Source organism: Ancylobacter koreensis, from assembly GCF_023016525.1.
GTDB classification, from domain to species: domain Bacteria; phylum Pseudomonadota; class Alphaproteobacteria; order Rhizobiales; family Xanthobacteraceae; genus Ancylobacter; species Ancylobacter koreensis.
The window spans coordinates 396,492-421,431 of record NZ_JALKCG010000002.1; the positions used below are offsets into that span (position 1 = coordinate 396,492).

24 protein-coding genes are annotated in these 24,940 nt (G+C 69.3%); 10 read left to right on the forward strand and 14 right to left on the reverse strand.

The window, feature by feature from the left end; genetic code table 11:
• Positions 1–35 precede the first annotated feature (35 nt).
• The 5 genes from MWN33_RS08945 to MWN33_RS08965 are packed head-to-tail and all read right to left on the reverse strand — an operon-like array spanning position 36 to position 5,401.
• Complete coding sequence (locus tag MWN33_RS08945) at positions 36–599, reverse strand: sarcosine oxidase subunit gamma (RefSeq protein WP_247200136.1); 564 nt, start codon at positions 597–599, stop codon at positions 36–38.
• Positions 592–3,642: a sarcosine oxidase subunit alpha family protein gene (locus MWN33_RS08950; RefSeq protein ID WP_247200137.1), complete on the reverse strand. Its 3,051-nt coding sequence runs from the start codon at positions 3,640–3,642 to the stop codon at positions 592–594. The genes MWN33_RS08945 and MWN33_RS08950 overlap by 8 nt, the downstream gene beginning before the upstream one ends.
• The gene (locus MWN33_RS08955; RefSeq protein WP_247200138.1) at positions 3,639–3,815 is read right to left on the reverse strand and encodes a hypothetical protein; all 177 of its coding nucleotides are present in this window, start codon (positions 3,813–3,815) and stop codon (positions 3,639–3,641) included. The genes MWN33_RS08950 and MWN33_RS08955 overlap by 4 nt, the downstream gene beginning before the upstream one ends.
• Positions 3,812–4,117, reverse strand: coding sequence for a sarcosine oxidase subunit delta (locus MWN33_RS08960; protein WP_247200139.1), 306 nt, complete (start codon positions 4,115–4,117; stop codon positions 3,812–3,814). The genes MWN33_RS08955 and MWN33_RS08960 overlap by 4 nt, the downstream gene beginning before the upstream one ends.
• A 12-nt stretch (positions 4,118–4,129) precedes the next feature.
• Positions 4,130–5,401 carry a sarcosine oxidase subunit beta family protein gene (locus MWN33_RS08965; protein ID WP_425531982.1) on the reverse strand — a complete coding sequence of 424 codons (1,272 nt, stop codon included), beginning with the start codon at positions 5,399–5,401 and terminating at the stop codon, positions 4,130–4,132.
• A 263-nt stretch (positions 5,402–5,664) separates the two neighbouring features.
• On the opposite strand from MWN33_RS08965, the gene MWN33_RS08970 reads away from it, so the two are divergent.
• Together MWN33_RS08970 and MWN33_RS08975 are read left to right on the forward strand one after the other, a co-directional pair.
• The gene (locus tag MWN33_RS08970) at positions 5,665–6,492 is read left to right on the forward strand and encodes a tellurite resistance TerB family protein (protein WP_247200141.1); all 828 of its coding nucleotides are present in this window, start codon (positions 5,665–5,667) and stop codon (positions 6,490–6,492) included.
• Between the two features lie 193 nt (positions 6,493–6,685).
• Positions 6,686–7,342, forward strand: coding sequence for an outer membrane protein (locus MWN33_RS08975; protein WP_247200142.1), 657 nt, complete (start codon positions 6,686–6,688; stop codon positions 7,340–7,342).
• Here the strand turns inward: MWN33_RS08975 and MWN33_RS08980 are convergent.
• Positions 7,327–8,238 carry a glycosyltransferase gene (locus MWN33_RS08980; RefSeq protein WP_247200143.1) on the reverse strand — a complete coding sequence of 304 codons (912 nt, stop codon included), beginning with the start codon at positions 8,236–8,238 and terminating at the stop codon, positions 7,327–7,329. The two genes, MWN33_RS08975 and MWN33_RS08980, sit on opposite strands and share 16 nt — an antisense overlap.
• 241 nt (positions 8,239–8,479) lie before the next feature.
• Here MWN33_RS08980 and MWN33_RS08985 point away from each other — a divergent pair, with 241 nt between their 5' ends.
• Entirely contained in the window at positions 8,480–9,655 is a 1,176-nt protein-coding gene (locus tag MWN33_RS08985; RefSeq protein WP_247200144.1) for a phosphoserine transaminase, read from the forward strand.
• A gap of 198 nt (positions 9,656–9,853) precedes the next feature.
• The gene (gene serA, locus MWN33_RS08990; protein WP_247200145.1) at positions 9,854–11,440 is read left to right on the forward strand and encodes a phosphoglycerate dehydrogenase; all 1,587 of its coding nucleotides are present in this window, start codon (positions 9,854–9,856) and stop codon (positions 11,438–11,440) included.
• Positions 11,441–11,512: 72 nt separating this feature from the next.
• Here serA and eda read toward each other — a convergent pair whose 3' ends face one another.
• Entirely contained in the window at positions 11,513–12,160 is a 648-nt protein-coding gene (gene eda, locus MWN33_RS08995) for a bifunctional 4-hydroxy-2-oxoglutarate aldolase/2-dehydro-3-deoxy-phosphogluconate aldolase (RefSeq protein ID WP_247200146.1), read from the reverse strand.
• A gap of 217 nt (positions 12,161–12,377) precedes the next feature.
• Here eda and puuE point away from each other — a divergent pair, with 217 nt between their 5' ends.
• Entirely contained in the window at positions 12,378–13,304 is a 927-nt protein-coding gene (puuE, locus tag MWN33_RS09000; RefSeq protein ID WP_247200147.1) for an allantoinase PuuE, read from the forward strand.
• Positions 13,301–13,666, forward strand: coding sequence for an MliC family protein (locus MWN33_RS09005; protein WP_247200148.1), 366 nt, complete (start codon positions 13,301–13,303; stop codon positions 13,664–13,666). Before puuE ends, MWN33_RS09005 begins: the two co-directional genes overlap by 4 nt.
• On the opposite strand, the gene MWN33_RS09010 is transcribed toward MWN33_RS09005, so the two are convergent.
• Positions 13,606–14,115 carry an ion channel gene (locus tag MWN33_RS09010; RefSeq protein ID WP_247200149.1) on the reverse strand — a complete coding sequence of 170 codons (510 nt, stop codon included), beginning with the start codon at positions 14,113–14,115 and terminating at the stop codon, positions 13,606–13,608. The two genes, MWN33_RS09005 and MWN33_RS09010, sit on opposite strands and share 61 nt — an antisense overlap.
• A gap of 32 nt (positions 14,116–14,147) precedes the next feature.
• Between MWN33_RS09010 and MWN33_RS09015 the strand changes: the two genes are divergently transcribed.
• A complete protein-coding gene (locus tag MWN33_RS09015) occupies positions 14,148–14,987 on the forward strand; it encodes a GNAT family N-acetyltransferase (protein ID WP_247200150.1) in 840 nt (279 codons plus the stop codon).
• On the opposite strand, the gene MWN33_RS09020 is transcribed toward MWN33_RS09015, so the two are convergent.
• Positions 14,965–15,897 carry a DMT family transporter gene (locus MWN33_RS09020; RefSeq protein WP_247200151.1) on the reverse strand — a complete coding sequence of 311 codons (933 nt, stop codon included), beginning with the start codon at positions 15,895–15,897 and terminating at the stop codon, positions 14,965–14,967. The genes MWN33_RS09015 and MWN33_RS09020 overlap by 23 nt on opposite strands.
• Before the next feature lie 101 nt (positions 15,898–15,998).
• Positions 15,999–16,907, reverse strand: coding sequence for a VOC family protein (locus tag MWN33_RS09025; RefSeq protein ID WP_247200152.1), 909 nt, complete (start codon positions 16,905–16,907; stop codon positions 15,999–16,001).
• A 331-nt stretch (positions 16,908–17,238) separates the two neighbouring features.
• On the opposite strand from MWN33_RS09025, the gene MWN33_RS09030 reads away from it, so the two are divergent.
• The 3 genes from MWN33_RS09030 (at position 17,239) to MWN33_RS19060 (ending at position 20,528) form a co-directional block, all read left to right on the forward strand.
• On the forward strand, positions 17,239–18,531 hold the full coding sequence (locus MWN33_RS09030; RefSeq protein ID WP_247200153.1) for an adenylosuccinate synthase: 1,293 nt from the start codon (positions 17,239–17,241) through the stop codon (positions 18,529–18,531).
• Positions 18,532–18,564: 33 nt separating this feature from the next.
• On the forward strand, positions 18,565–19,920 hold the full coding sequence (locus tag MWN33_RS09035) for a hypothetical protein (RefSeq protein ID WP_247200154.1): 1,356 nt from the start codon (positions 18,565–18,567) through the stop codon (positions 19,918–19,920).
• Between the two features lie 479 nt (positions 19,921–20,399).
• On the forward strand, positions 20,400–20,528 hold the full coding sequence (locus MWN33_RS19060) for a hypothetical protein (protein WP_281493692.1): 129 nt from the start codon (positions 20,400–20,402) through the stop codon (positions 20,526–20,528).
• Positions 20,529–20,711: 183 nt separating this feature from the next.
• Here the strand turns inward: MWN33_RS19060 and sucD are convergent, their stop codons facing one another.
• The 4 genes from sucD to MWN33_RS09055 form a co-directional block, all read right to left on the reverse strand.
• On the reverse strand, positions 20,712–21,608 hold the full coding sequence (gene sucD, locus MWN33_RS09040; protein WP_247200155.1) for a succinate--CoA ligase subunit alpha: 897 nt from the start codon (positions 21,606–21,608) through the stop codon (positions 20,712–20,714).
• On the reverse strand, positions 21,608–22,807 hold the full coding sequence (gene sucC / locus MWN33_RS09045; RefSeq protein WP_247200156.1) for an ADP-forming succinate--CoA ligase subunit beta: 1,200 nt from the start codon (positions 22,805–22,807) through the stop codon (positions 21,608–21,610). The genes sucD and sucC overlap by 1 nt, the downstream gene beginning before the upstream one ends.
• A 132-nt stretch (positions 22,808–22,939) precedes the next feature.
• Positions 22,940–23,713, reverse strand: coding sequence for a fumarylacetoacetate hydrolase family protein (locus tag MWN33_RS09050; RefSeq protein ID WP_247200157.1), 774 nt, complete (start codon positions 23,711–23,713; stop codon positions 22,940–22,942).
• Positions 23,714–23,724: 11 nt separating this feature from the next.
• The gene (locus MWN33_RS09055; protein ID WP_247200158.1) at positions 23,725–24,702 is read right to left on the reverse strand and encodes a 2-dehydropantoate 2-reductase; all 978 of its coding nucleotides are present in this window, start codon (positions 24,700–24,702) and stop codon (positions 23,725–23,727) included.
• Positions 24,703–24,940 lie beyond the last annotated feature (238 nt).

Here is a 24,940-nt window from a genome sequence, read left to right on the forward strand (position 1 = left end):
GCCGCCGTCCCGGGCGGGCCGGGAGGCGGCAAATGTCAGGCCAGCTCGCGCCGGCCCTCCTCCAGTAGCTCCCAGACATAGGGCGCGAAGGAGCGCCAGACGTCGATGTGGAACACGTCGGGAGCGTGGCGGACCAGCACGATCTCCGCCTTGTGGAACAGGGTGCGGGTGCAGGCACCGACCGGGAAGGCTTCCGGTGACAGGTCCAGCGCGTTGCCCTGGTTCAGCACGAAGGCCGCCTGCGCGCCGGCAAGCTCGATGCCAACGCTGCGCGCGGACACGTCGACAAGGGAATGCGGCAGGCCGGCGGTCGCCGCCTCGATGGCGACGAAGATCGGCGCCGGATCGGCGCCCGGCGCGATGAGCAGCCATTCGTCCGGGCCGAGCCAGAGGGCGAAGCGGCCATTCGCCTCGGCGCGCCGGCAGGCCTCGCGCGGCAGAGGCACGCCGAAGGCGCCGCCGGCTGCCCCGATGGCGGCCTCGCGGCCACGGAACACAAAGCGGGCGGCCGGGCCGAGTGCGACAAGTCGCGCGGCTGCGACATCGCGGCTGCGCGTCGCAAGGGCCGACAGCGGGTTTGCGGAGGCGAGCTCAGGCATTCAGACGCTCTCCCTTGGGATCGTAGAAGACGGGCTCGACCACCTCGACCTCGATGACGCGATCGGCCATCGGCACGGACAGCTTCTGGCCGATGCGGGCGCGGCCGCCCTTGATCACGGCGAGGGCGATGGAATGGCCGAGCACGGCCGAGGCATAAGAGGAGGTGACGAAGCCGAGCATCGGCACCGGGACCGGCGCCTTCGGATCGGCGACGATCTGCGCGCCTTCCTCCAGTACCAGCTTCGGGTCGGCGGTCCGCAGGCCGACGAGCTGCTTGCGGTCGGGTGCCGACATGGCGGCCCGCGCCAGCGAGCGCTTGCCGACGAAATCCTTCTTCGCCTTGCCGACCGCCCAGCCGAGATTGACGTCGTCGGGCGTCGCGGTGCCGTCCGTCTCCTGCCCGACGATGATGTAGCCCTTCTCGGCGCGCAGCACGTGCATGGTCTCGGTGCCGTAGGGCGTGATGCCGAAGCGCTCGCCCGAGGCGTAGATGGCCTCCCACACCGCGCGGCCATATTCGGCCGGCACGTTGACCTCGAAGCCCAGCTCGCCGGTGAAGGAGACGCTGAACAGGCGGGTCGGCACGCCGAGTATGCTGCCCTCGCGCACGCTCATATGCGGGAAGGCGTCCTTCGAGAGGTCGATGTCGGGAAGTAGCGGCCGGAGCACCTCACGCGCCTTCGGCCCCTGCACGGCGATGACCGACCACTGCTCGGTGGTCGAGGTGAGCCACACGTCGAGGTCCGGCCACTCGGTCTGGAGGTAGTCCTCCATATGCGCCAGCACGCGCGGGGCGCCGCCGGTGGTGGTGGTGACGTGGAAGCGGTCGTGCGAGAGGCGCCCGACCACGCCGTCATCCATCACGAAGCCGTCCTCGCGCAGCATCACGCCGTAGCGCAGCCGACCGGGCTCCAACTTGGCCCAGGCGTTGGTGTAGATGCGGTTCATGAACTCGGCGGCGTCCGGGCCGACAACCTCGATCTTGCCCAGCGTCGAGGCGTCGAAGATGCCGACCGAAGCGCGCACCGCCCTGCACTCGCGGGCGACCGCCGCGTGCATATCCTCCATGCGTCCGCCTTCACCCGCGCGCGGGAAGTAGTGCGCGCGCTTCCACAGCGAGACGTCCTCGAAGGCGGCGCCGTGTTCGGCGGCCCAGTCGTGGATCGCGGTCTTGCGCACGGGGTCGAACAGGTCGCCGCGCGCCTCGCCGGCGAAGATGCCGAAGGTGGTCGGGGTGAAGGGCGGGCGGAAGGTGGTGAGGCCGATCTTCGGCACGCTCTCGCCCAGCGCCTCGGACACGATGCCGAGCGCGTTCATGTTCGAGGTCTTGCCCTGGTCGGTGGCCATGCCCGTGGTGGTATAGCGCTTCACATGCTCGATGGAGCGCATGCCCTCGCGGGTGGCGAGCTGGATGTCCTTGGAGGTGACGTCGTTCTGCCAGTCCACGAAGGCCTTGGCGAGCGCCGGGTTGCGCCCGTGCGGGGTGGCGCCGATGAAGCCGTCGGCGCCGAGATCGTCGGCGACCGCCGGGAAGGCGCGCGAGGAAGCCGCCGGGGCCGGCGTGGTGCCGCGCGCGGGGGAAGCGAAATCGCGGGAGGCGAGCGCTGCCGCCTCGCCCTGCGCATAGCCGTCTTCCAGCACGCGCTGGAGACCATAGACGCCGCGCGCCGCGCCGGCCGAGCGCTCGCGCTCCACCGAGGTGCCCGGCAGATAGGCGCCGCTCGCCACGTCCCATGTGAGCTTGCCGCGCGACTGCGAGAACAGGTGGACGCTCGGCGTGAAGCCGCCGGACATCAGCACCACGTCGCAGGCGATCGTCTCGGCCGGGCCGACCTGCCCGTTCTTCACCTTGGCGAGCTGGGCGGAGGCGACGCGCAGCCGGCCCTTGGTGCCCACCACGACGGTGGAGGGGCGCACGTCGATGCCGGCGGCCAGCGCGCGGGCGGGCAGTTCGCCCGACACCTCGGCACGCAGGTCCGCGATGGCGGCGATGGTGACGCCGCCGGCCTTGAGATCCAGCGCGGCGCGGTAGCCGGCGTCGCAGGCGGTGAACACCACCGCGCGCTCGCCGGGCTTGGCGCCGTAGCGGTTGAGATAGGTGCGGCCGGAATCGGCCAGCAGCACGCCGGGCCGGTCATTGTCGGGGAACACCAGCGGGCGTTCCAGGGCGCCGGCGGCGATGACGACTTCCTTGGCGCGCAGCTTCCACAGCCGCTCGCGCGGGAGGTCCGCGCCGGGGGCGGCGAGATGTTCGGTGACGCGCTCGGCCAGCGCGATGAGGTTGTGCGGGAAATAGCCGAAGGCGGTGGTGCGCGGCAGCAGGGTCACATTGTCCCGCGCAGCCAGCGTCGCCAGCGTGGCTTTGAGCCATTCGGCGGCGGGCATACCCTCGATGGTGGCGGAGGTCTCGGACAGCAGCGAGCCGCCGAGCTCGGCCTGCTCGTCCGCCAGCCACACCTTCGCGCCGTTCTCCGACGCGGCCAGCGCGGCGGCGAGGCCGGCCGGGCCGGCGCCGACGACCAGCACATCGCAATAGGCGTAGTTCTGGGTGTAGCGGTCCGGGTCCGGCACGGTGGGCGCGACGCCAAGGCCCGCCATGGCGCGGATCTTCGGCTCGTAGAAGCGCTTCCACGCGCCGGCCGGCCACATGAAAGTCTTGTAGTAGAAGCCGGACGGCAGGAAGGGCGAGGCGAGGTCGTTCACCGCGCCGGCGTCGAAGGCGAGCGAGGGCCAGCGGTTCTGGCTCGACGCCTTCAGCCCCTGATAGATTTCGACCTGCGTGGCGCGCAGGTTCGGCGCCGAACGGGCGGCGTCGCGGGCGACGTTCACCAGCGCGTTCGGCTCATCCGAGCCGGCCGAGAGGAAGCCGCGCGGGCGGTGATACTTGAAGGAGCGGCCGACGAGATGCACGCCGTTGGCGATCAGCGCCGAGGCGAGCGTGTCGCCCTTGAACCCCGAGAAGGTCTGGCCGTCGAAGCGGAAGGAGACCGGTGCGGCACGGTCGATGCGCCCGCCGGAGGGGGTGCGGAAGCGGTTGGTCACTGAATGCCCCCGTCGGATGCCTTGTTGAAGCGGGCGTCGCCAGAATGAGCGGCGTCATCCCCGGGCTTGACCCGGTGATCCATGCCTTCCGGCCGGGCGCCGGGCGGCGCGGCGTGGATGGCCGGATGACGTCCGGCCATGACGATGCATGGGTGGGAAAGAAGAGGGCTCATGTCCCGCTCCCCTCGACATCCGGGCGAGGATGCTCAGGTCTTGCCTCGCCGGCCTTGTAGGTGGTGACGAAGAAGTCGCTCACCGTGTCGCGCAGGGCGTTGAAATAGCGCCCGCAGCCATGGATGTGCCGCCAGCGCTCGGCGTGCAGGCCCTTGGGGTTGGTGCGGTTGTAGAGGAAGTCCGCCCATTCCTCGTCGGAGAGGGCGGACGGATCGGCCGGGCGGGCGATATGCGCCTCGCCGCCATAGCGAAACTCGATCTCGGGCCGCTTGCCGCACCAGGGACAGTCGATGATGAGCATGTCTCGCCCTCCTCAGTGCGCGACGGCGGCGGCGGCCGCCTCGTCGATCAGGAAGCCGTCGCGGAAGCGCTCCAGCGTGAAGGGCGCGTTGATCGCGTGCGGGGCGTCCTTCGCGATGGTGTGGGCGAAGACATGGCCCGAGCCCGGCGTCGCCTTGAAGCCGCCGGTGCCCCAGCCGCAGTTCACATAGAGGCCCGGCACCGGGGTTTTGGCGATGATCGGCGAGCGGTCCGGCGTCACGTCGACGATGCCGCCCCAGTTGCGCAGCATGCGCAGCCGGCGGAACTGGGGAACCAGCTCGCAGATGGCGTCGAGCGTGTGGGTGGTGATGTGCAGCGCGCCGCGCTGGGAATAGGAGGTGTAGGCATCGGTGCCGGCGCCGATCACCATCTCGCCCTTGTCGGACTGCGAGATATAGGCGTGGATGGTGTTGCTCATCACCACGGTGGGGAAGGCGGGCTTCACCGGCTCCGACACCAGCGCCTGCAGCGGGAAGCTCTCCAGCGGCATGCGCAGCCCGGCCATCGCCATGACGACGCTGGTGTGGCCGGCGGCCGAGACGCCGACCTTCTTCGCCTTGATGAAGCCGCGCGAGGTTTCCACCCCTTCCACAGCGCCCGAGGGGCCGCGCCGGATGCCGGTGACTTCGCAGTTCTGGATGATGTCGACGCCGCGCGAATCCGCCGCGCGGGCGAAGCCCCAGGCCACCGCGTCATGGCGGGCGGTGCCGCCGCGCCGCTGAAGCGCGCCGCCGATAATGGGGTAGCGCATGCTCTTGATGTTGAGCGGCGGGCAGAATTCCTTCACCTGCTCGGCGGTCAGCCATTCATTGTCGACGCCGTTGAGGCGGTTCGAATGGACGTGGCGCTTGAAGCTGATCTCGTCATGATGATTGTGCGCCAGCATGAGCACGCCGCGCGCCGAATACATCACGTTGTAGTTGAGATCGGCGGACAGGCCCTCCCACAGCTTCACCGCGTGCTCGTAGAGCGCGGCGCTCTCGTCGAACAGGTAGTTCGAGCGCACGATGGTGGTGTTGCGGCCGGTATTGCCGCCGCCCAGCCAGCCGCGCTCGATCACCGCGACATTGGCGATGCCGTGCTCCTTGGCGAGGTAATAGGCCGCCGCGAGGCCATGCCCGCCCGCGCCGACGATGACGACATCGTATTCGGGCTTGGGCTCGGGGTTGCGCCATTGCGGCTGCCAGCTCTTGTGGCCGCCCAGAGCCCGGCGGAAAAGTTCGAAGCCGGAGAATTTCTGCACATTCGCCTCCGACGGTGACATCGTCCGATCGCTGGCGAGCATGCTCGCGCGGCCCGGTTTCGCAAGCGAGCATTGTTTCGGCGCTGGCGTTGAACAAATCCGACATTGGATGCGACACCGCGACGGGACGCCGCTGTTTCCGCCGGTGAGCGGATGAGGCAAGGAGTCCCGCATCGTCACATGAGTGGGATAAGCTCACGCGGATGACGGGGTGGGCTGAGCTTTCCTTGCGGAAGCCACGATCGGTGCCTACGTGCGGTGAAGCTCTTTCAACGGGACGCGCCATGTTCAACACCGGAAATTTCGATGCCAAGCGGCTTCTCGACCAGTTCCTGACGCCGCAGGCCGGCGGGCAGGGAAATGTGCCCGCGCAGCAGAATCCGCTGGGCGGCCTGCTCGGCGGGCTGTCGGGCGCGCTTTCCGGCGGCGGAAGTCCCGCTCCGGGCGCCGGCGCGCCGGCCGGCGGCGACGTGGTGGGCCGCGCCAAGGATTATCTCAGCAATAATGGCGGCTCGCTCGCCTCGGGGGCGGCGGCCGGGGCGCTGGTCTCGCTCGTGCTCGGCAGCAAGGGCGGGCGCAAGATGGCCAAGAACGCGGTGGCGCTCGGCGGCCTCGCGCTGGTCGGCACGCTCGCCTACAAGGCCTACCAGAACTACCAGCAGGGCGGGCAGCCCCAGCAGGTTGCGACGCCGCCCGAGCCGGCGCAGCTTCCGCCCGCGCACTCGCCCTTCCACCCCGACCAAGCCGACCACACCCATTTCGAGGTGACGCTGCTGCGCACCATGATCGCCGCCTCGCTGGCGGACGGGCATATCGACGAGGTGGAGCGCGCGGCGATTTCCGCCAAGCTCGGCGAGGAGGGCGCCGGGCTCGACGAGGCCGAGCGCTTCCTCACCGCCGAGCTCGCCCGGCCCGCGAGCCCGGAGAGCCTCGCCGCTGCGGTGACGCGCCCGGAGGAGGCGGCGGAGGTCTACATCACCGCGCTGCTCGCCATCGACGCGGACAACAATGCCGAGCGGGTCTTCCTCGCGCGGCTGGCGGTCGCGCTGAAGCTCGATCCCGAACTGGTGCCGCATCTGCAGGCCGCCGCGCGGGCCGCGCGCGCGGCCTGACGCACGCTCCCGATTCCCGGCGCGCGCCGCCGGGAACAGGGGCCGGCGTGGTTAATCGTTAAGGTTAAGCTTGCCTTAAGTCCTTGCCGGCAGAGTGAGACCGTCGAATCGTGCCGGCCCCGTGCCGGCCTGTCGGGATGGTTTCATGCGTGGCGTCGCGTTCTCAGGTCGCAGATCCTTCCGGGGCGGGGCGATGGCCCTTGCCCTGCTGGGCGCGGGCCTGTTCGCGGCCGAGGCGCGGGCGGCCGACGCTGCCGATGACATGGACGCTTCCGACCTTCTCGCCAGGGCGCCGAAGATCGACGAGCCTTCCGGCTGGTATCTGCGCGGCGATATCGGCTACGTCGTCAACCAGACGCCGGATATCTCGCAGCTCGATTTCCTGCCGGCGGCGTCGGGCGGCGCGCTGGCCGATGCGTGGCTGATCGGCGCGGGCATCGGCCTGCGGCTGAACGATCTCGTGCGCGTCGACGTCACCGCCGATTACCGGACCAGGGCGGATTACACCTCGCCGGGCCTCACCGCCGATTTCAATGCGACGACCCTGCTCGCCAATGTCTATGTCGATCTCGGAACCTGGCACGGCTTCACGCCCTATGTCGGCGCGGGCGCCGGCGCGAGCTACGTCTCGGTGACGGACATCGAGGTGCTGGGCACCGATATCGGCCGTTCCGACGGCTGGAGCGTCGCCTGGGCGCTGATGGCGGGTGTCGCGGTGGCGGTGAACGCCAACTGGCAGATCGACGTCGGCTACCGCTATCTCCAGCTCTCCGACGCGGGCGCCAAGCAGGCCGATTTCGAACAGAGCGCCCACGAGGCACGGCTCGGCGTGCGCTATCTGTTCGACTGAACGGGCGCGGGCTGGCGGCGGATCGACGTAGCGCGCAGGAGGCGCCTGGCCCTGGAAAGCGAGCCGGTGTACCAGGCCAGCGCGGCGGCGTGGGCGAGGCGCGCACGCAGGTGGCGCCCCGCATAGAGCATTATGGCGGCGCCGTGCGCATTGGCGAGGATGGAGCGGCGCGCCGCGAGCAGTTCGGCCGGCGTGCCGGGGCGGGCGAGGGCGCGGCGGGCGACCAGCGGCACCTCCCAGGCGAGCCGCCATCCGCGATGTGCCGTAGAGGCCGCCTCGCCATGCACCCGGTGGGTGGCCAGCACTTCCGGGACATGGGCGAACGGACCGGCCAGCGCCATGCGCGCCCACAGGTCGATGTCGCTGGCATAGCGCAGCCGGGGGTCGCGATAGCCCACGCGCTCGAACGCCGCGCGGCGGATCATCACCCCCGGCCCCAGCGCGATCGAATAGGAGGGGTGGAACAGGCTCGTCAGCGTGTAGTCGGGAAGATTGACCGTTTCCAGCAGCTTGCCGGCATCGTCGATGGATTCCCAGTCGGGATAGGCGAGCAGCGCCTCGGGCTGGGCGACCAGAGCGGCGGCCAGCTTGCCGATGGCGCCGGGACGCAGCGGGTCGTCCGCGTTGACGGTCATGACGAAGGCGCCGCGCGCCATGGCGATGCCTTTGTTCACCGTCCGCGTCTCGCCCATATTGGCGTGGCTGACGATGGTCAGCCGGTCGCGGTAGCTTTCGAGGACGGCGCGCGTCTTGTCCCTTGAGCCATCGTCAAGCACGATGAACTCGATCGGCGCGTAGCCATTGGAGAGAATGCTGTCGATCGTCTCCGGCAGGAACTTCGCCTGATTGTAGGCGGGAGTGATGACCGTCACCAGCGGCGCTGCGGGCGCTTCCATGAAGCTCTCTCCACTCCTCCGGCGCATCGGAGCTTCGTGGCGCCATGCCGCCGGCGAGCGTGCGGGAGCGACGATTCGATCCCGTCTTTGTACGGCCAGCCCCCTCGTCTCGGCAATCGGGGAGGGGAGGTATTGCGCGCTGATTGCCGGCCGCCCTTGACGCCGGCCCGCCGCCTCGCGTACACCCCGTTCCGGGCCACCCCTCCCCACCGAGGGGCTCCCATCTGGAAGGATGGCTATCATGACGACTATCGCTCTGCCGGCGGCGAAGCCGGCGAATCCCAATTTTTCTTCCGGCCCTTGTGCCAAGCGTCCCGGCTGGACGCTTGAAGGCCTGAGCGACGCGCCGCTCGGCCGCTCGCACCGCGCCAAGGTCGGCAAGGCGAAGCTGAAGCTCGCCATCGACCTCACCCGTGAAATCCTCGAAATCCCCGCCGACTACCGCATCGGCATCGTTCCCGCGTCCGATACCGGCGCGGTCGAGATGGCGCTGTGGTCGCTGCTCGGCGCCCGCCCGGTCGACCTGCTGGCCTGGGAAAGCTTCGGCGAGGGCTGGGTGACGGACGTCGTCAAGCAGCTCAAGCTCAAGGACGCCCGCGTCCTCAAGGCCGGCTACGGCGAACTCCCCGATCTGACGCAGGTGAATTTCGACCACGACGTGGTGTTCACCTGGAACGGCACCACCTCCGGCGTGCGCGTGCCGAACGGCGACTGGATCGCCGCCGACCGCAAGGGCCTCACCATCTGCGACGCCACCTCGGCCGCCTTCGCGCAGGACCTCGACTGGGCCAAGCTCGATGTCGTGACCTATAGCTGGCAGAAGGTGCTGGGCGGGGAAGCCGCGCACGGCATGCTCATTCTGAGCCCCCGCGCGGTCGAGCGGCTGGAAAGCTATGTCCCGGCCTGGCCGCTGCCGAAGATCTTCCGCCTCACCAAGGGCGGCAAGCTGATCGAAGGCACCTTCGAGGGCGAGACCATCAACACCCCGTCCATGCTCTGCGTCGAGGACTATCTCGATGCGCTGAACTGGGCCAAGGGGCTCGGCGGGCTCAAGGGTCTGCGGGCGCGGTCGGACGCCAATTTCAAGGTGCTCGCCGACTATGTCGCGAAGACGCCCTGGATCGACTTCCTCGCCACCGACCAGGCCACCCGCTCGAACACCAGCGTGTGCCTCGTGGTCGCCGACCCCGAGGTGAAGGCGCTGGCGCCGGACGCGCAGGCGGCCTTTGCCAAGGCGCTGGCCTCCTCGCTGGAGAAGGCGGGCGTCGCCTACGACATCGGCGCCTATCGCGACGCGCCGGCGGGCCTGCGCATCTGGGCGGGCGCCACCGTCGAGGCCTCCGACCTCGAAGCGCTGCTGCCCTGGCTCGACTGGGCCTTCGCCAGCGCCAAGGCCGGCCTGAAGCAGGCGGCCTGAACCCTTCCGTTCGTACCCCGCCGCTGACGCGAGGGGACGGCGAAGGGGCTGGCGCTCCGGCTCGACGGCGGACGGGACGTCTCCTCCCGCTCCCGCCCGGCGTCGACGCCTTTCCGCGACATGTGCCCGACGAACGCTTCGTCGTCCTCTCCCGCCAGTGGCGGGACGCTCTCAACCCTTTCGAACAGGATGAAGCCGATGGCTCCCCGCGTTCTGATTTCCGACGCCCTTTCCCCCGCCGCCGTGCAGATCTTTAAAGATCGCGGCATCGAGGTCGACTTCCAGCCGGCCCTTGGCAAGGACAAGGACAAGCTGGCCGAGATCATCGGCAACTATGACGGCCTCGCCATCCGCTCGGCCACCAAGGTGACGCCGAAGATCCTGGCGAACGCGACCCGGCTGAAGGTGGTCGGCCGCGCCGGCATCGGCGTCGACAATGTCGACATCCCGGCCGCCACCGCCAAGGGCGTGATCGTGATGAACACGCCGTTCGGCAACTCGATCACCACCGCCGAGCATGCCATTGCGATGATGTTCGCGCTGGCCCGCGAGATCCCCGCCGCCGACGCCTCGACCCAGGCCGGCAAGTGGGAGAAGAACCGCTTCATGGGCGTCGAGCTCACCGCCAAGACGCTCGGCATCATCGGCTGCGGCAATATCGGCTCGATCGTCGCCGACCGCGCGCTGGGCCTGAAGATGAAGGTCATCGCCTTCGACCCGTTCCTCAGCCCCGAGCGCGCGCTCGACATCGGCGTGGAGAAGGTGGAGCTGGACGAGCTGCTGGCCCGCGCCGACATCATCACCCTGCACACGCCGCTGACCGACAAGACCCGCAACGTGCTTTCCGCCGAGGCCATCGCCAAGACGAAGAAGGGCGTGCGCATCATCAACTGCGCGCGCGGCGGGCTGGTCGACGAGGCGGCTCTGGCGGCGGCGCTGGAATCCGGCCAGGTCGCGGGCGCGGCCTTCGACGTGTTCGTAACCGAGCCGGCGACCGAGAACCCGCTCTTCGGCCATCCCAACGTGATCTGCACGCCCCATCTTGGCGCCTCCACCACGGAAGCGCAGGAGAACGTCGCCCTGCAGGTCGCCGAGCAGATGAGTGACTACCTGCTGCGCGGCGCCATCTCCAACGCGGTGAACTTCCCCTCGATCACGGCGGAAGAGGCCCCGAAGCTGAAGCCCTTCATCGAGCTCGCGGAGAAGCTGGGCTCCTTCGCCGGACAGCTCACCGACACCGACATCAAGTCGGTGCGCATCACCTATGACGGCGCGGTGGCGGGGCTGAAGATCAAGGCGCTGACCTCGGCGGCGGTGGCCGGCCTGCTGCGCCCGGCGCTCTCCGACATCAACGTCGTCTCGGCCCCGAGCATCGCCAAGGAGCGCGGCATCGTGGTGGAGGAGACCACCCGCGAGGTGGCCGGCGACTATGAAAGCCTCGTCACCCTGACCGTCGTGACCGACAGGATCGAGCGCTCGATCTCCGGCACGGTCTTCGCCGACGGGCGCCCGCGCATCGTCGACATCAAGGGCATCAAGGTGGACGCCGAGTTCGCGCCCTCGATGATCTACGTGACCAACGAGGACAAGCCCGGCTTCGTCGGCCGCTTCGCCAGCCTGCTCGGCGATGCGGGGCTGAACATCGCCACCTTCGCGCTGGGCCGCGACCGGCAGGGGGGTGACGCCATCGCGCTGGTCGAGGTCGACGGCCGCGTGCCGGCCGAGCTGCTCGCCAAGGTGCAGGGCCTGCCCTCGGTCAAGCAGGCCAAGCCGCTGGTGTTCTGAGCGAACCTTCCGCTCGTTCGCGGCTGAATCAGGCGCCCGCCGGTCCTTCCGGCGGGCGTTTTCATGTGCTGATCACATCGGAAACGCCGCGCGGTGCAGCTTGGCGGCGGCCTTGGACAGCGCGACGATCTGCTCCCAGTCGCCCATGGAGATCGCCTCGTTCGGCGCCACCCAGGAGCCGCCGACCGCCAGGATGTTCGGCTGCGACAGGTACTTGCCGACATTGTCCGGACCGATGCCGCCGGTCGGGCAAAAGCGCAGATCGGGCAGCGGGCCGGCCAGCGACTTGATGAGATTGGCGCCGCCCACCGCCTCGGCGGGGAACAGCTTGAGCACCGGGAAGCCCATGGCGTGCAGCGTCATCGCCTCGGTGGCGGTGGCGCAGCCGGGCATGACCGGCACCGGCGCTTCCGCCAGCGCCTCGGCCAGCGCGGTCGGGCAGCCGGGGCTGACGAGGAAGCGCGCGCCGGCGTCGATCGACTTCTGGATCAGCTCGGGCCGCGTCACCGTGCCGGCGCCGACGATGGCGTCCGGCACTTCGGCGGCGATGGCGGCGATGGCCTCCAGCGCGACGGGGGTGCGCAGCGTCACCTCGATCAGCGGCAGGCCGCCCTCGGCCAGCGCCCGCGCCAGCTTCACGCCGGCCGCGACGCTGGTGACGGTGACGACGGGCACCACCGGGGCGCGGGCGAGCAGGAGGCTGGGATCGGGAAGCGACATCGGGCACCTTTCAGATGAGTGGGCTCATGAAGACCGCCGGGCGCCGGCTTGTCGAGAGGCGATGCAAGATTTGTGCGGCGGCGGGCCGGCAGGCGCGCCGAGGTCACGGCAACGAACGCATTGGCTTGGACGCATTCACTTGGACGCATCAGCTTGGAGGCATTAGCCTGACGGGCGCGTGACAGGTCCCGTCCAGCCCCGTGCCGAGCACCCGCCCATGTTCAATATCGATTCCGCCTATCCCCGCGACATGATCGGCTATGGCCGCAACCCGCCGGACCCGAAATGGCCGGGCGGCGCGCGCATCGCCGTGCAGTTCGTGATCAATTACGAGGAGGGCGGCGAGAACAACATTCTTCACGGCGACGCCGCCTCCGAGGCGTTCCTGTCCGAGATCGTCGGCGCCCAGCCCTGGCCCGGCCAGCGCCACATGAACATGGAATCGATCTACGAATATGGCTCGCGCGCCGGCTTCTGGCGGCTGTGGCGGCTGTTCACCCGGCGCGCCATTCCCGTCACCGTCTACGGCGTCGCCACCGCGCTCGCCCGCAACCCGGAGGCAGTCGCCGCCATGAAGGAAGCGGAGTGGGAGATCGCCAGCCACGGGCTGAAATGGATCGACTACCGCGACCACGGCTACGCGGCGGAGAAGGCGGATTTCGAGGCAGCCATGCGCCTGCACGAGCAGGTCGTCGGCGAGCGCCCGCTCGGCTGGTACACCGGGCGCACCTCCGGGCATACGCGGCGCATCGTGATGGAGGAGGGCGGCTTTCTCTACGATTCGGACATCTATTCCGACGACCTGCCCTTCTGGGTGGAGGGGCCGCGCGGGCCGCACCTCTCCATTCCCTATACGCTCGACGCCAACGACATGCGCTTCGCGATCCCCGCCGGCTTCAATTCGGGCGATCCATTCTTCACCTATCTGCGCGACAGCTTCGACGTGCTGTATGCGGAAGGCGCGGAGGCGCCGAAGATGATGAGCGTCGGCCTGCACTGCCGCCTCGTCGGCCGGCCGGGACGGATTCTCGCCCTGCAACGCTTTCTCGACCACATTGCCGCGCATGATCGCGTCTGGCTGCCGCGCCGCATCGACATCGCGCGGCACTGGCACACGCATCACAGGCCGGGAGAAGCGCCATGAAACATGCCGTAAGGACCGCCGCGCTCGCCGCCCTTCTCGCCCTCGCGCCCGCGATTGCCGGGGCCGGCGAGATCGTCATCCCGCTGCCGGGCGGCGCGAGCCCGCAGACCAGCCGCGTCGCGTATGACTGCGGCGGCTACGGCACGGTGGAAGCGCATTACATCAACGCGCCGCCGGTGGCGCTGGCGACGCTCTCGCTGAAGGGCGAGTTCCTCGTGCTCTCCAATGTGCTGTCCGGCTCGGGCGCCCGCTATGCCGGCGGCAAGTACATCTGGTGGAACAAGGGGAACAAATCCGACCTCTACGACCTGACGATGGGCGAGGATTCCCCGCCTGTGGCCTCCTGCACCGCTTCCTCGTGAGCGGGCGCACGGCGGACGCGTTTGGGCCGGCGCACCTCGGGGAGATGGCGCTGGATGACGTAGAACAGCAGCGCCGTCGTCCAGCCGAACATCATGATGCCGCTGCCCGCCGTCATCGGCCCGATCAGCCGGGTGGAGGTTTCCTGCAGCGAATCGCCGTAGCCGAGCGCGGTGTAGTTGACGAAGGCGGAGTAGTAGGCGTCCTCGTGATGCACCACGAGGCCCTTGGCGGCATAGACCACCGCCCAGATGCCGACCTCGACGAGATGGGCGCCGAGCAGCACGACGTTGGCCAGCACCAGCGCCACCATGAGCCGCAGCCGAGGGTGCTGCGACAGCAGCGTTTCATAGGGGTCGGTGTTGTCGATCAGTATATAGGTGGCCATGAGGTGGACGAGCATCACCACAAGCATCACCGTGATGCCGATGATCGTTTCTCCGAAGTACATGGGCGCGTTCCGGTGCGGGCGAGGCGGGATGAATGAGGGCCGATACAAGCATTCGCGCGCTTAATGCGGCGGAAATCCAGCTTGCCGTCGACTGGGCAGCCGCCGAGGGCTGGAATCCCGGCCTCGCCGACGCCGCCTGCTTCGCCACGGTCGATCCGGGCGGCTTTCTCGTCGCCGAAGTCGACGGCGCGCCGGCGGCGGTGATCTCGGTCGTGAACTACGATGTGCGCTTCGCTTTTCTCGGCTTCTACATCGTGCGCCCGGAGCTGCGCGGGCGCGGCATCGGCTTCGCGCTGTGGCAGGCGGGGCTCGCCCATGCCGGCGGGCGCACCGTCGGGCTCGACGGGGTGCTGGCGCAGCAGGCGAACTATGCCGGCCAGGGCTTCCGCCTCGCCTATCGCAACATCCGCTTTTCCGGCACGCCGCCCGAAGGGGACATGGGGGAGACGGTCGATCTCGCCGCGCTGGCCTTCGCCGACGTCGAGGCGAGCGACGCGGCGGTGTTTCCCGCTCCCCGCACGGCCTTCCTGAAGGCATGGCTCGGCGCGCCGGGTCATGTCGGGCGCGCCTTGCTGCGCGATGGCGCGCTTGCCGGCTGGGGTGTCGTCCGGCCCGCCCGCGAGGGCTGGAAGATCGGCCCGCTGGTCGCGCAGGACGAGGCGGCGGCGGACGGCCTGTTCCGCGCGCTGCGGGCGGCGGCGGGCGCGGCGGCGGTGGTGCTCGACGTGCCCGAGCCCAATGGGGCAGCGCTCGCTCTGGCGCGCCGGCACGGGCTCGCCCCGGTGTTCGAGACCGCCCGCATGTATACCGGGCCCATCCGGCCGGTCGACCTCGCCCGGCTCTACGGCGTCACGAGCTTCGAACTCGGCTGACCTCGCGTGGGCGTCCCGTCTTCGGCGCCCACAGCGTGGCGATGACCACGCCGCCGAGCACCAGCGCGTAGCCGGCCGCGTGGTAGAGATGCGGGCGCTCGCCGAGGAAGAGAATCGCGAGCGCCGAGCCGAACACCGGCATCAGGTGGAAGAACGGCGCGGCCCGGTTCGGCCCGACGAGCTGGACGCCCCGATTGAAGAACAGATAGGCCAGCACCGAGGGGAACACCGCGACATAGGCGATGGCGGCCAGCGCCTGCGCATCGAAGACGAGCGGCGGGCTCACCAGGCGCTCGGCGACGAAGAGCGGGGTGAGCAGCAGCGCGCCGAGGCCGAGGGTAAAGCCGAGGAAGCCGAGCTGCGAGAAGGCGGGCCGCCGCGCCAGCAGCGACGAGTAGATGCCGTAGACGATCATCGCCGCGATCATCCACAGGTCGCCCCGGTTGAACTCGATGTTCACCAGCACGGCCGGGTCGCCCCGGCAGATGATGACGAGCACGCCGAGCAGCGACAGGCAGATGCCGCCCGCCTGCCCGGTGGAGAGCCGCTCGCCGTTCAGCACGAAGGACCAGAAGGCGATCAGCAGCGGGCCGATCGACTGGATCAGCAGCACGTTGAGCGCCGGGGTGAACTCCAGCGCGTGGTACTGCATGGTGTTGAACAGGGTGATGCCGGTGAGCGCCAGCACGGCGATCAGCTTCCAGTGCCGGCGCATCAGCGGCCAGTCCGCCCGCATGGCGCGCAAGGCGAAGGGCAGGAGGATCGCCACCGCCAGCACCCAGCGCAGCCAGGCGAGGGTGGCGGGGGGCACATGGCCGGCAATGTGGCGCCCGAGCACAATGTTGCCGGCCCAGAACAGCGGCACCAGCGTGAGCAGGAGATAGGGGGCGTCGAGCAGTCGGCGGAACATAAGCGGCACCGGGCGCAGCCTGTTGGCGTGCGAATGTCTAGAGCATTCGCGCCGCCGGGGCAGCAGCCCGGGCCATGAAATTAACTGATCGGCTGCCGGCGCTAGCCTTCCGCAAGAACATGCAAGCGTATTCCCCAGGGATCGGCCACCGCAAAGCCGCCTTCCACCGGCACCACGCTCTCGCCGGCCGCCGTGAGGCGCGCGCGCAGCGCTTCCACCGCCGCCGCGTCGGGCAGCAGCAGCTCGAAATGCACCAGCCCGATGGAGTCGGCCGACGCCGCGCCGGCGCCCCGGCTCTGCCAGACATTGAGCCCGAGATGGTGATGATAGCCGTCGGCGCTGACGAACAGGGCGCCGGGATAGCGGTCGGTGGTCACGTCGAGGCCGAGCGTGTCGACATAGAAGCGGCGCGCGATGGCGAGGTCGCCGACCTGGAGATGCACATGGCCGACGCGGGTGCCGGCCGGCATGGGCTGCTCGGCCGGGGCACCGGCCGGCAGGTCGGCGAGCACATCGCGAAGGTCCAGCCCGTTCGTCGCCATCTCGACCGTGCCGCCGGCCCATTTCCAGCTCGCGGCAGGCCGGTCGCGGTAGATCTCGATGCCGTTGCCGTCGGGATCGTCGAGATAGAGCGCCTCGCTGACGATATGGTCGGAGGCGCCGAGCCGTATGCCCTGCGCGATCAGGCGGCGCAGCACCACGGCGAGCGCCGGACGGTCCGGCACCAGAATGGCGACATGGAAAAGGCCGGCCGAGCCGCGCGGGCGCGGGCGGGCCTCGCGCGCTTCTTCCAGCTCGACGATGACCCGCTGGCCGACGCCGAGGCGCACGATGCCGTCCGTGCCGCGCTGGAGAAGGCCGAGGCCGATGGTCTGGGTGTAGAAGGCGACCGAGCGCGCCGCATCGCGCACCCGCAGGCGCACCGCACCCATGCCGAGGCCGGTGGGGCGCGGGGGAGCAGGCTGGAGGTCGGAGGCGGCGGGAGGCGGGGCGCTGACGGGCGTGTTCATGAGAGTTCCTCGCGGCGCCGATTGCGCCGCACCGCCAAAGTCGGGCGGTGGCGCGCCCGATGCAACGGCGAGTGGCTTGCGCGCGTGCAATAGCGTGCTGTCGGCTGTGCCCGCGACCCCCGCGACCCCCGCGACCCCCCGCGACGCGGCCCGCGAACCCCTGCGTCGACGCGCGCCTGTGCGCCCGCGCCCGCGTCCCCGTGCGTTCTTGCCTGTCCCGGTGTCATCCCTTAAGACGATGCAGCCCCGGCCGGATTGTTCGCCGGGGTTTTGTCTGTGCGGCGGGCGCGGCGGTTTTCGTGCTGCCGCCCTGCAATCAGGAGCGTGGCTCGTGGCGAATGTGGTCGTCGTCGGTTCCCAGTGGGGCGACGAGGGTAAGGGCAAGATCGTCGATTGGCTCAGCGAGCAGGCGGACGTCGTCGTCCGCTTCCAGGGCGGGCACAATGCCGGCCATACCCTCGTGGTGGGCAACACCACCTACAAGCTCTCGCTGCTGCCGTCCGGCCTCGTGCGCGGCGCGCGCCTTTCCGTGATTGGCAATGGCGTGGTGCTGGACCCGTGGGCGCTGGTCGACGAGATCGGCCGCATCCGCGCGCAGGGCATCGAGGTGACGCCCGAGCGCCTGCGCGTCGCCGAGAACGTCACCCTCATCCTGCCGCTGCACCGCGAGCTCGACGCCATCCGCGAGAACGCCAGCGCCGGCACCAAGATCGGCACCACCAAGCGCGGCATCGGCCCGGCCTATGAGGACAAGGTCGGCCGGCGCGCCATCCGCCTGATGGACCTCGCCTTTCCCGACACGCTCGACGCCAAGATCGAGCGGCTGCTGGCGCACCACAACGCGCTGCGCCGTGGCCTCGGCATCGACGCGGTCGATGCCGGCCAGCTCCGCGCCGAGCTCTTGGAGATCGCGCCGAGGGTGCTGCCCTATATGGACCGCGTCTGGTCGCTGCTCGACGACGAGCGCCGGCACGGCTCGAAGATCCTGTTCGAGGGCGCGCAGGGCGCGCTGCTCGACGTCGATCACGGCACCTATCCCTTCGTCACCTCGTCCAACACGGTGGCGGCGCAGGCGGCGACCGGTTCCGGCCTCGGCCCGGGCGCGGTCGGCTACGTGCTCGGCATCACCAAGGCCTATACGACGCGCGTGGGCGAGGGGCCGTTCCCGACCGAGCTGCATGACGAGATCGGCCGGCGCATCGGCGAGCGCGGCCATGAATTCGGCACCGTCACCGGCCGTCCGCGCCGCTGCGGCTGGTTCGACGCCACGCTGGTGCGGCAGACCGTGCGCACCTCGGGCATCAACGGCATCGCGCTGACCAAGCTCGATGTGCTGGACGGCTTCGACGAACTGAAAGTGTGCACGCGCTACCGCCTCGGCGACAAGGAAATCGACTATCTTCCCGCCGGGCAGGACGCGCAGGCCCATGTCGAGCCGATCTACGAGACCATCGAGGGGTGGAGCGAATCCACCGCCGGTGCGCGCTCCTGGGCCGATCTGCCGGCCGAGGCGGTGAAATATGTGCGCCGGATCGAGGAACTGATCGGCTGCCCCGTCGCGTTGCTCTCCACCAGCCCCGAGCGCGACGATACGATCCTCGTCCAGAACCCTTTCGAATCGTGATAACCCCCTGAACTCCTTCCGCTGACCGGACCCATGGCCGACTATTTCCCGCTCATCGCCCGTGCCGTTGGCAGCCTTCCCGAGAAGACCGGGGAGGCGCGCAAGGCCGTCTATGAGCGGGCGCGGCGCGCGTTGCTGGCGCAGCTGCGGGCAGTGGATCCGCCGCTGGCCGAATCGGAGGTCCAGCGCGAGCGCCAGGCGCTGGAGGACGCGATCATCCGCGTCGAGGCGGATTTCGCCGCGCCGCTGTCGGCCCCCGTGGTGCCGCCGCCCGCGCCTCCGGCTCCTCCTCCGCCACCTCCCGCGCCTCCCGCCGCGCCGGCCGCCGAGCCGGCCGCGCGGCCCGGCGACTTTTCGCCCAGCGAGAGCGAGGCGGTGGCCGCCGGCCTCGACCCCGCGCAGATCGCCGCCAGCGCGCATGACTGGCGCAGCGAGGCCGCCCGCATGGTGCGCGCCCGCGAGAGCGCGCCCGCCCTCGACGAGGGTGGCGCCGAGGTGGCCGACAGCGAGATCGACGAGACCGTGCCCGATCAGGCACCGCCGCCCGCCCGCAGCGGCCGGGGCCGCCTGATCGGCATCCTGTTTTTCCTGCTGCTGCTGATCGCGGCGGCGGCGGTGGGGTATACGCAGCGCGCGACCATCGTGGCGCTGATCGGCGGTGGCGCCTCGTCGCCCGACCAGCCGGCGGCGCCTGCGCCGGCGGGGCCGGTGCGCGCGGATGCGCCCAAATCCACCGACCGCATCGCGCAGGCGCCCGACACCTCGCGGCCGGCCGCGCCCGCGCCGTCGGGCAGCGCCAATGCGCCCAGCGGCGGCATCAATGTCGCCCAGCGCGCGGCGCTGTTCGAAGAAAGCCCCGGCGGCGGCGAGCAGGGCCTGCAGCAATATGTCGGCACGGTGGTTTGGAGCACCGAGACCACGCCCGCCGGCAACGGCCAGGCGCCGGATGTCGGTATCCGCGCCGATATCTCGATCCCCGCGCGCGACATCGGGGCGACGCTGACCATCCGCCGCAACCAGGACGCCAGCGTGCCGGCCTCGCACATCATCGAGGTGCAGTTCAAGCTGCCGCCCAATTTCGACCTCGGCAACGTCTCCAGCGTGCCGGGCATGCGGGCCAAGGCCTCCGAAGCCGCGCAGGGCGCGCCGCTGGTCGGTCTCGCCGTGCGGGTGGCGCCGAGCTATTTCCTGATCGGCCTTTCCTCGCTCGACGCCGATGTGCAGCGCAATCTCGGCTTCCTGATCACCCGCAACTGGCTCGACCTGCCGGTGGTGTTCGAGAATGGCCGCCGCGCCATCCTGGTGCTGGAGAAGGGCGAGGCGGGCGATCAGGTGTTCCGTCAGGCCTATACCGCCTGGGGCCTGCAGCCTCCGCCGCCGCAGCAGTAGCGGCCGGTGGAGTCGCGCGGCGGGCAGTGCCGGCCGGGGCCGCGCATCTTAGCCGGACGATCTCCATTACCTGACAACTCCGCTTGTGGCGGCTGATCGGCGCCGCACCATCCCGCTAGGTCATCCCGGCATGACGCGGGCGGGGCGCGGCGCACCCTCCTGTTCGTTCCATCGCATCTTTGCATCGTCGGCTCTCCGGTCATCGACCGGCGGCGCGTCGTGGCACGGGCTTGGGGGGAGCCGTTTCGCCGCCGGCACGCGGGGTATGCCCATGCGGAGCAGGGGAGGCATTATCATCGGCAGAAGGCGGCGTCTTTGGCCACACGCCCGGTTGACCGGCAGTACCGATCCGTCGGGCGCCCGCTTGACCTTAGGTACGGCATGCGCGGCGTGCAGGGGTGATGTCTGGCATTAGGTATACCACATACCCGATACATTCATTACGCTGCGATGCAGCAAATGAAGGATCGGAGATCCCCATGTTCCAGTCCGTGTTCCCCCTGCTGCCGGTGCTCATCGTCTGCCACGCGTGGATGACGATCCTGATCGCCGAGACGCTCGGCAATGAGGAGGGCGCGGCGCTGCCGCCCGAGTGCTACCCGGTCTGAGTGCTACCCGGTCTGAGCGCCACCCGTTTGATCGCTACCCCGCCCGAAGCGCGTCCCGGCTGTGGCGGCGTCTGGCTCGGCAATCCGGTTGCCGGAGCACCTGCCTGAAATGAAAAACCCCGCGCCGTCGCCGGCGCGGGGTTCGTTCGTTTCGGGGCGGCCGGAGGACCGCCGGACTGTCGATCAGGCCGCGGCGCGCTTGTTGAGCACGTCGATCAGCGTCTTGCCGAGGCGCGCGGGCGAGGGCGAGACCACGATGCCGGCCTCTTCCATCGCCGCGATCTTGTCCTCGGCGCCGCCCTTGCCGCCGGAGATGATGGCGCCGGCATGGCCCATGCGGCGGCCGGGAGGGGCGGTGCGGCCGGCGATGAAGCCCACCATCGGCTTCTTGCGGCCGCGCTTGGCCTCGTCCTTGAGGAACTGCGCCGCTTCTTCCTCGGCCGAGCCGCCGATCTCGCCGATCATGACGATCGACTCGGTGGCGTCGTCGGCCAGGAACAGCTCCAGCACGTCGATGAACTCGGTGCCCTTGACCGGATCGCCGCCGATGCCGACGGCGGTGGTCTGGCCGAGGCCCTCCTGCGAGGTTTGGAACACCGCCTCATAGGTCAGCGTGCCCGAGCGCGAGACGACGCCGACCGAACCCCTCTTGAAGATGTTGGCCGGCATGATGCCGATCTTCGATTCGCCGGCGGTGACGATGCCGGGGCAGTTCGGGCCGACGAGGCGGGACTTCGAGCCGTCCAGCGCGCGGCGCACCTTCACCATGTCGAGCACCGGGATGCCCTCGGTGATGCAGACGATGAGCGGGATTTCCGCCGCGATCGCCTCGCAGATGGCGTCGGCCGCGCCCGGAGGCGGCACATAGATGACCGAGGCGTCGGCGCCGGTCTTCTCCTTGGCCTCGGCCACGGTGTCGAACACCGGCAGGCCGAGATGGGTGGCGCCGCCCTTGCCCGGCGAGGTGCCGCCGACCACCTTCGAGCCATAGGCCAGCGCCTGCTCGGAGTGGAAGGTGCCGTTCTTGCCGGTGAAGCCCTGGGTGATGATCTTGGTGTTGCTGTCGATGAGGATGGACATCAGGCGGCTCCCTGCACAGCCTTGACGATCTTCTGGGCGGCGTCGTCGAGATCGTCCGCCGGGATGACGTTCAGCCCGGAGTCGCGGATGATCTGCTTGCCTTCCTCGACATTGGTGCCTTCGAGGCGCACCACCAGCGGAACCTTGAGGCCGACCGTCTTCACCGCCGCGATCACGCCGCGCGCGATGACGTCGCACTTCATGATGCCGCCGAAGATGTTGACGAGGATGCCCTTCACGCTCGGGTCGGAGGTGATGATCTTGAACGCCGCCGTCACCTTCTCCTCCGTGGCGCCGCCGCCGACGTCGAGGAAGTTGGCCGGGCTTTCGCCATAGAGCTTGATGATGTCGAGCGTGGCCATGGCCAGGCCCGCGCCGTTCACCATGCAGCCGATGGTGCCGTCGAGCGCGATATAGGCGAGATCGTATTTGGACGCCTCGATCTCCTTGGCGTCCTCCTCGGTCTCGTCGCGCAGCGCCAGCACGTCGGGGTGGCGGTAGAGCGAGTTCGAATCGAAGGAGACCTTGGCGTCGAGGCACTTGAGCTCGCCGCCCTTGGTGATGACGAGGGGGTTCACCTCGAGCATCGCCATGTCCTTGCCGACGAAGGCGGCATAGAGCTTCTCGACGAGCGCGCCCGCCTGCTTGGCGAGGTCGCCGGAGAGGTTCAGCGCCTTGGCGACGGTGCGGCCGTGATGGGGCATCACGCCGGTGGCCGGGTCGACGGAGAAGGTAAGGATCTTCTCAGGGGTGGAATGCGCGACTTCCTCGATGTCCATGCCGCCTTCCGTGGAGACCACGAAGGAGACGCGCGAGGTGGCGCGGTCGATCAGCGCGGAGAGGTAGAACTCCTTGTCGATGTCGGAGCCTTCCTCGATGTAGACGCGGTTGACCTGCTTGCCGGCCGGGCCGGTCTGGATCGTCACCAGCGTCTTGCCGAGAATCTGCCTGGCGTTCGCGGCCGCGTCGGCGGCGGACTTGACGACGCGCACGCCGCCCTTCTCGCCCGCATCGGCTTCCTTGAACTTGCCCTTGCCGCGCCCGCCGGCATGGATCTGGCTCTTCACCACCCAGACCGGGCCCGCGACCTTGGCGGCCGCCGCATCGGCCTCGCTGGCGTCGGTGATCGCAACGCCGTTCGGCACCGGGACCCCGTATTCGCGGAGCACTCCCTTGGCCTGATACTCATGGATATTCATTAGATCGGCTCCTCCACAACCGGCCGGCCGGGAGAGCCCGCACGGCTCCCCCGTCGATTGGCGTATCCTATTTCCCTATAGGCGCTACCGCGCCAAGACGCTACTGCACCAAAACGCAGGCGCGTTATGCCGCTACTGCACGAAAGTGTTGGTGAGCGTCCCGATACCCTCGATCACGATTTCCACCGTGTTGGTCGGGGCCTTCATGGTGCCGACGCCGATCGACGTGCCGCAGCAGATCACGTCGCCCGGATTGAGCGTCATGTCGTGCGAGATGCGGCTGACGAGCTGCGGGGCCGAGAACACCATGTCGCTGATCGGGTAGCGCTGGCGCTCGTCGCCGTTGAGCACGGTGCGCACGACCAGAGTGGCGGGGTCGACGTCGGTCGCCACCACCGGGCCGAACGGGCCGAAGCCGTCGAAGCTCTTGGCCCGCACCCACTGCGCGAAGGTGGCGTCCTTGTTGATGATGTCCGCCGCCGTGATGTCGTTCACGCAGGTGTAGCCGAAGATGTAGCCGCTGGCTTCCTCTTCGGAAACACCGGTCGCTTTCTTCCCGATGACGATGCCGAGCTCGCCCTCATAGACCACCTTGCCGTCATAGGAGGGCGGCCGGCGCACGGTGGCGCCGGGGGTGGTGAGGCAGGAGCCGGCCTTGAGCAGATAGAGCGGATCGGCCGGCACCGGCGAGTTGATCTTCGCGGCGAGGGCGTGGAAGTTGTTCCACAGGGCGATGATCTTGGTCGGCTCGGTCGGGGTGCGCAGCGCGACCTCGGAGAGCGCGATGCGCTCCCCGGTCGGCTGGGCCCCGTCGAACATGTCGCCGGTGTGGACGGTGATGATATCGCCCTCAAGCGTGCCGAAGCCGGCAGCGCCCGAGCGCTGGAAACGAACCCAGTGTGCCATGTGTCGTCGGCTCAGTTGTAGCAGCCGGCGATCTGCGCGCGCTGGCGGACCAGGGCGAGCACGATGTCGATGGTCGGGGTCGGGATGCCGGCGAGGCGGCCCATTTCCTGGACCACGGTGACGAGCGGGTCGATCTCCATGGCGCGCGACCGCTCAAGGTCCTGCAGCATGGAGGTCTTGTGCGCGCCCACCGCGCCGGCGCCATCGATGCGGCGCTCGACGCCGACGCGGAAGTTCACGCCGGACTGCACCGCGATTTCCTGCGCCTCCAGCATCATCGCCTTGGCCACGGCACGGGTGCCGGGATCGGAGGCGATGGTGTCGAGGGTGGCGTGGGTCAGCGCGCTGATCGGGTTGAAGCAGAGGTTGCCCCACAGCTTCAGCCACAGCTCGTCGCGGATGTTCGGCAGCACCGGGGCGCGCAGGCCGCCGGCGGCGAAGGCCTCGGATAGCTTGGTGACGCGCTCGGTGATCTCGCCGGAGGGCTCGCCGATGGGGAACTTGTCGCCATAGACGTGCTGGATGACGCCGGGCGCCACGACTTCGGTCGCCGGGTAGACGATGCAGCCGATGGCGCGCTCGGGGCGCAGGCCCTTCCACTGCTTGCCGCCGGGATCGACGCTCTCCAGCGTGCGGCCTTCGAGCTGGTCGCCGTGCTTGTAGTAGTACCAATAGGGCACGCCGTTCACGGCGGTGACGACGGCGGTGTCGTTGCCGAGCAGCGGCTGCATGGCGTCGACGACGCCCGGCACCGAATGGCCCTTCAGCGCGACGATGACGTAATCCTGCGGGCCGAGATCGGCCGGGTTGTCGGAGCACGGAATGTGCTCGACGCGCTCCTCGCCGTCGATGAGCAGCTTGAGGCCATTCTGCTTCATGGCCTCGAGATGGGCGCCGCGAGCGACCAGGCTCACGTCGACGCCCGCCCGCTTGAGCTGAACGCCGACATAACCGCCGATGGCGCCGGCACCATAGATGCAGACCTTCATGGGATTCCCTCCTGCGTCCGGGCTAACCCCCGCGGTGCCCGGTTTGGTATTTTGTATGCCATGATTAGGGACAGTGCGGCCCCAGTCAAGAGCGAAGGCACGGGCGTGATAAAACGTCGCGCATGTTTTGCCGCTTCGCGTTGCCTTGCGGGGCGTGTTTGCGACGTGTCCGATAGATTACTTCGGCAAATGCCGGCTTGTCCACGGTGTATAGGGCAGAACAATTGTCTGCGTGACT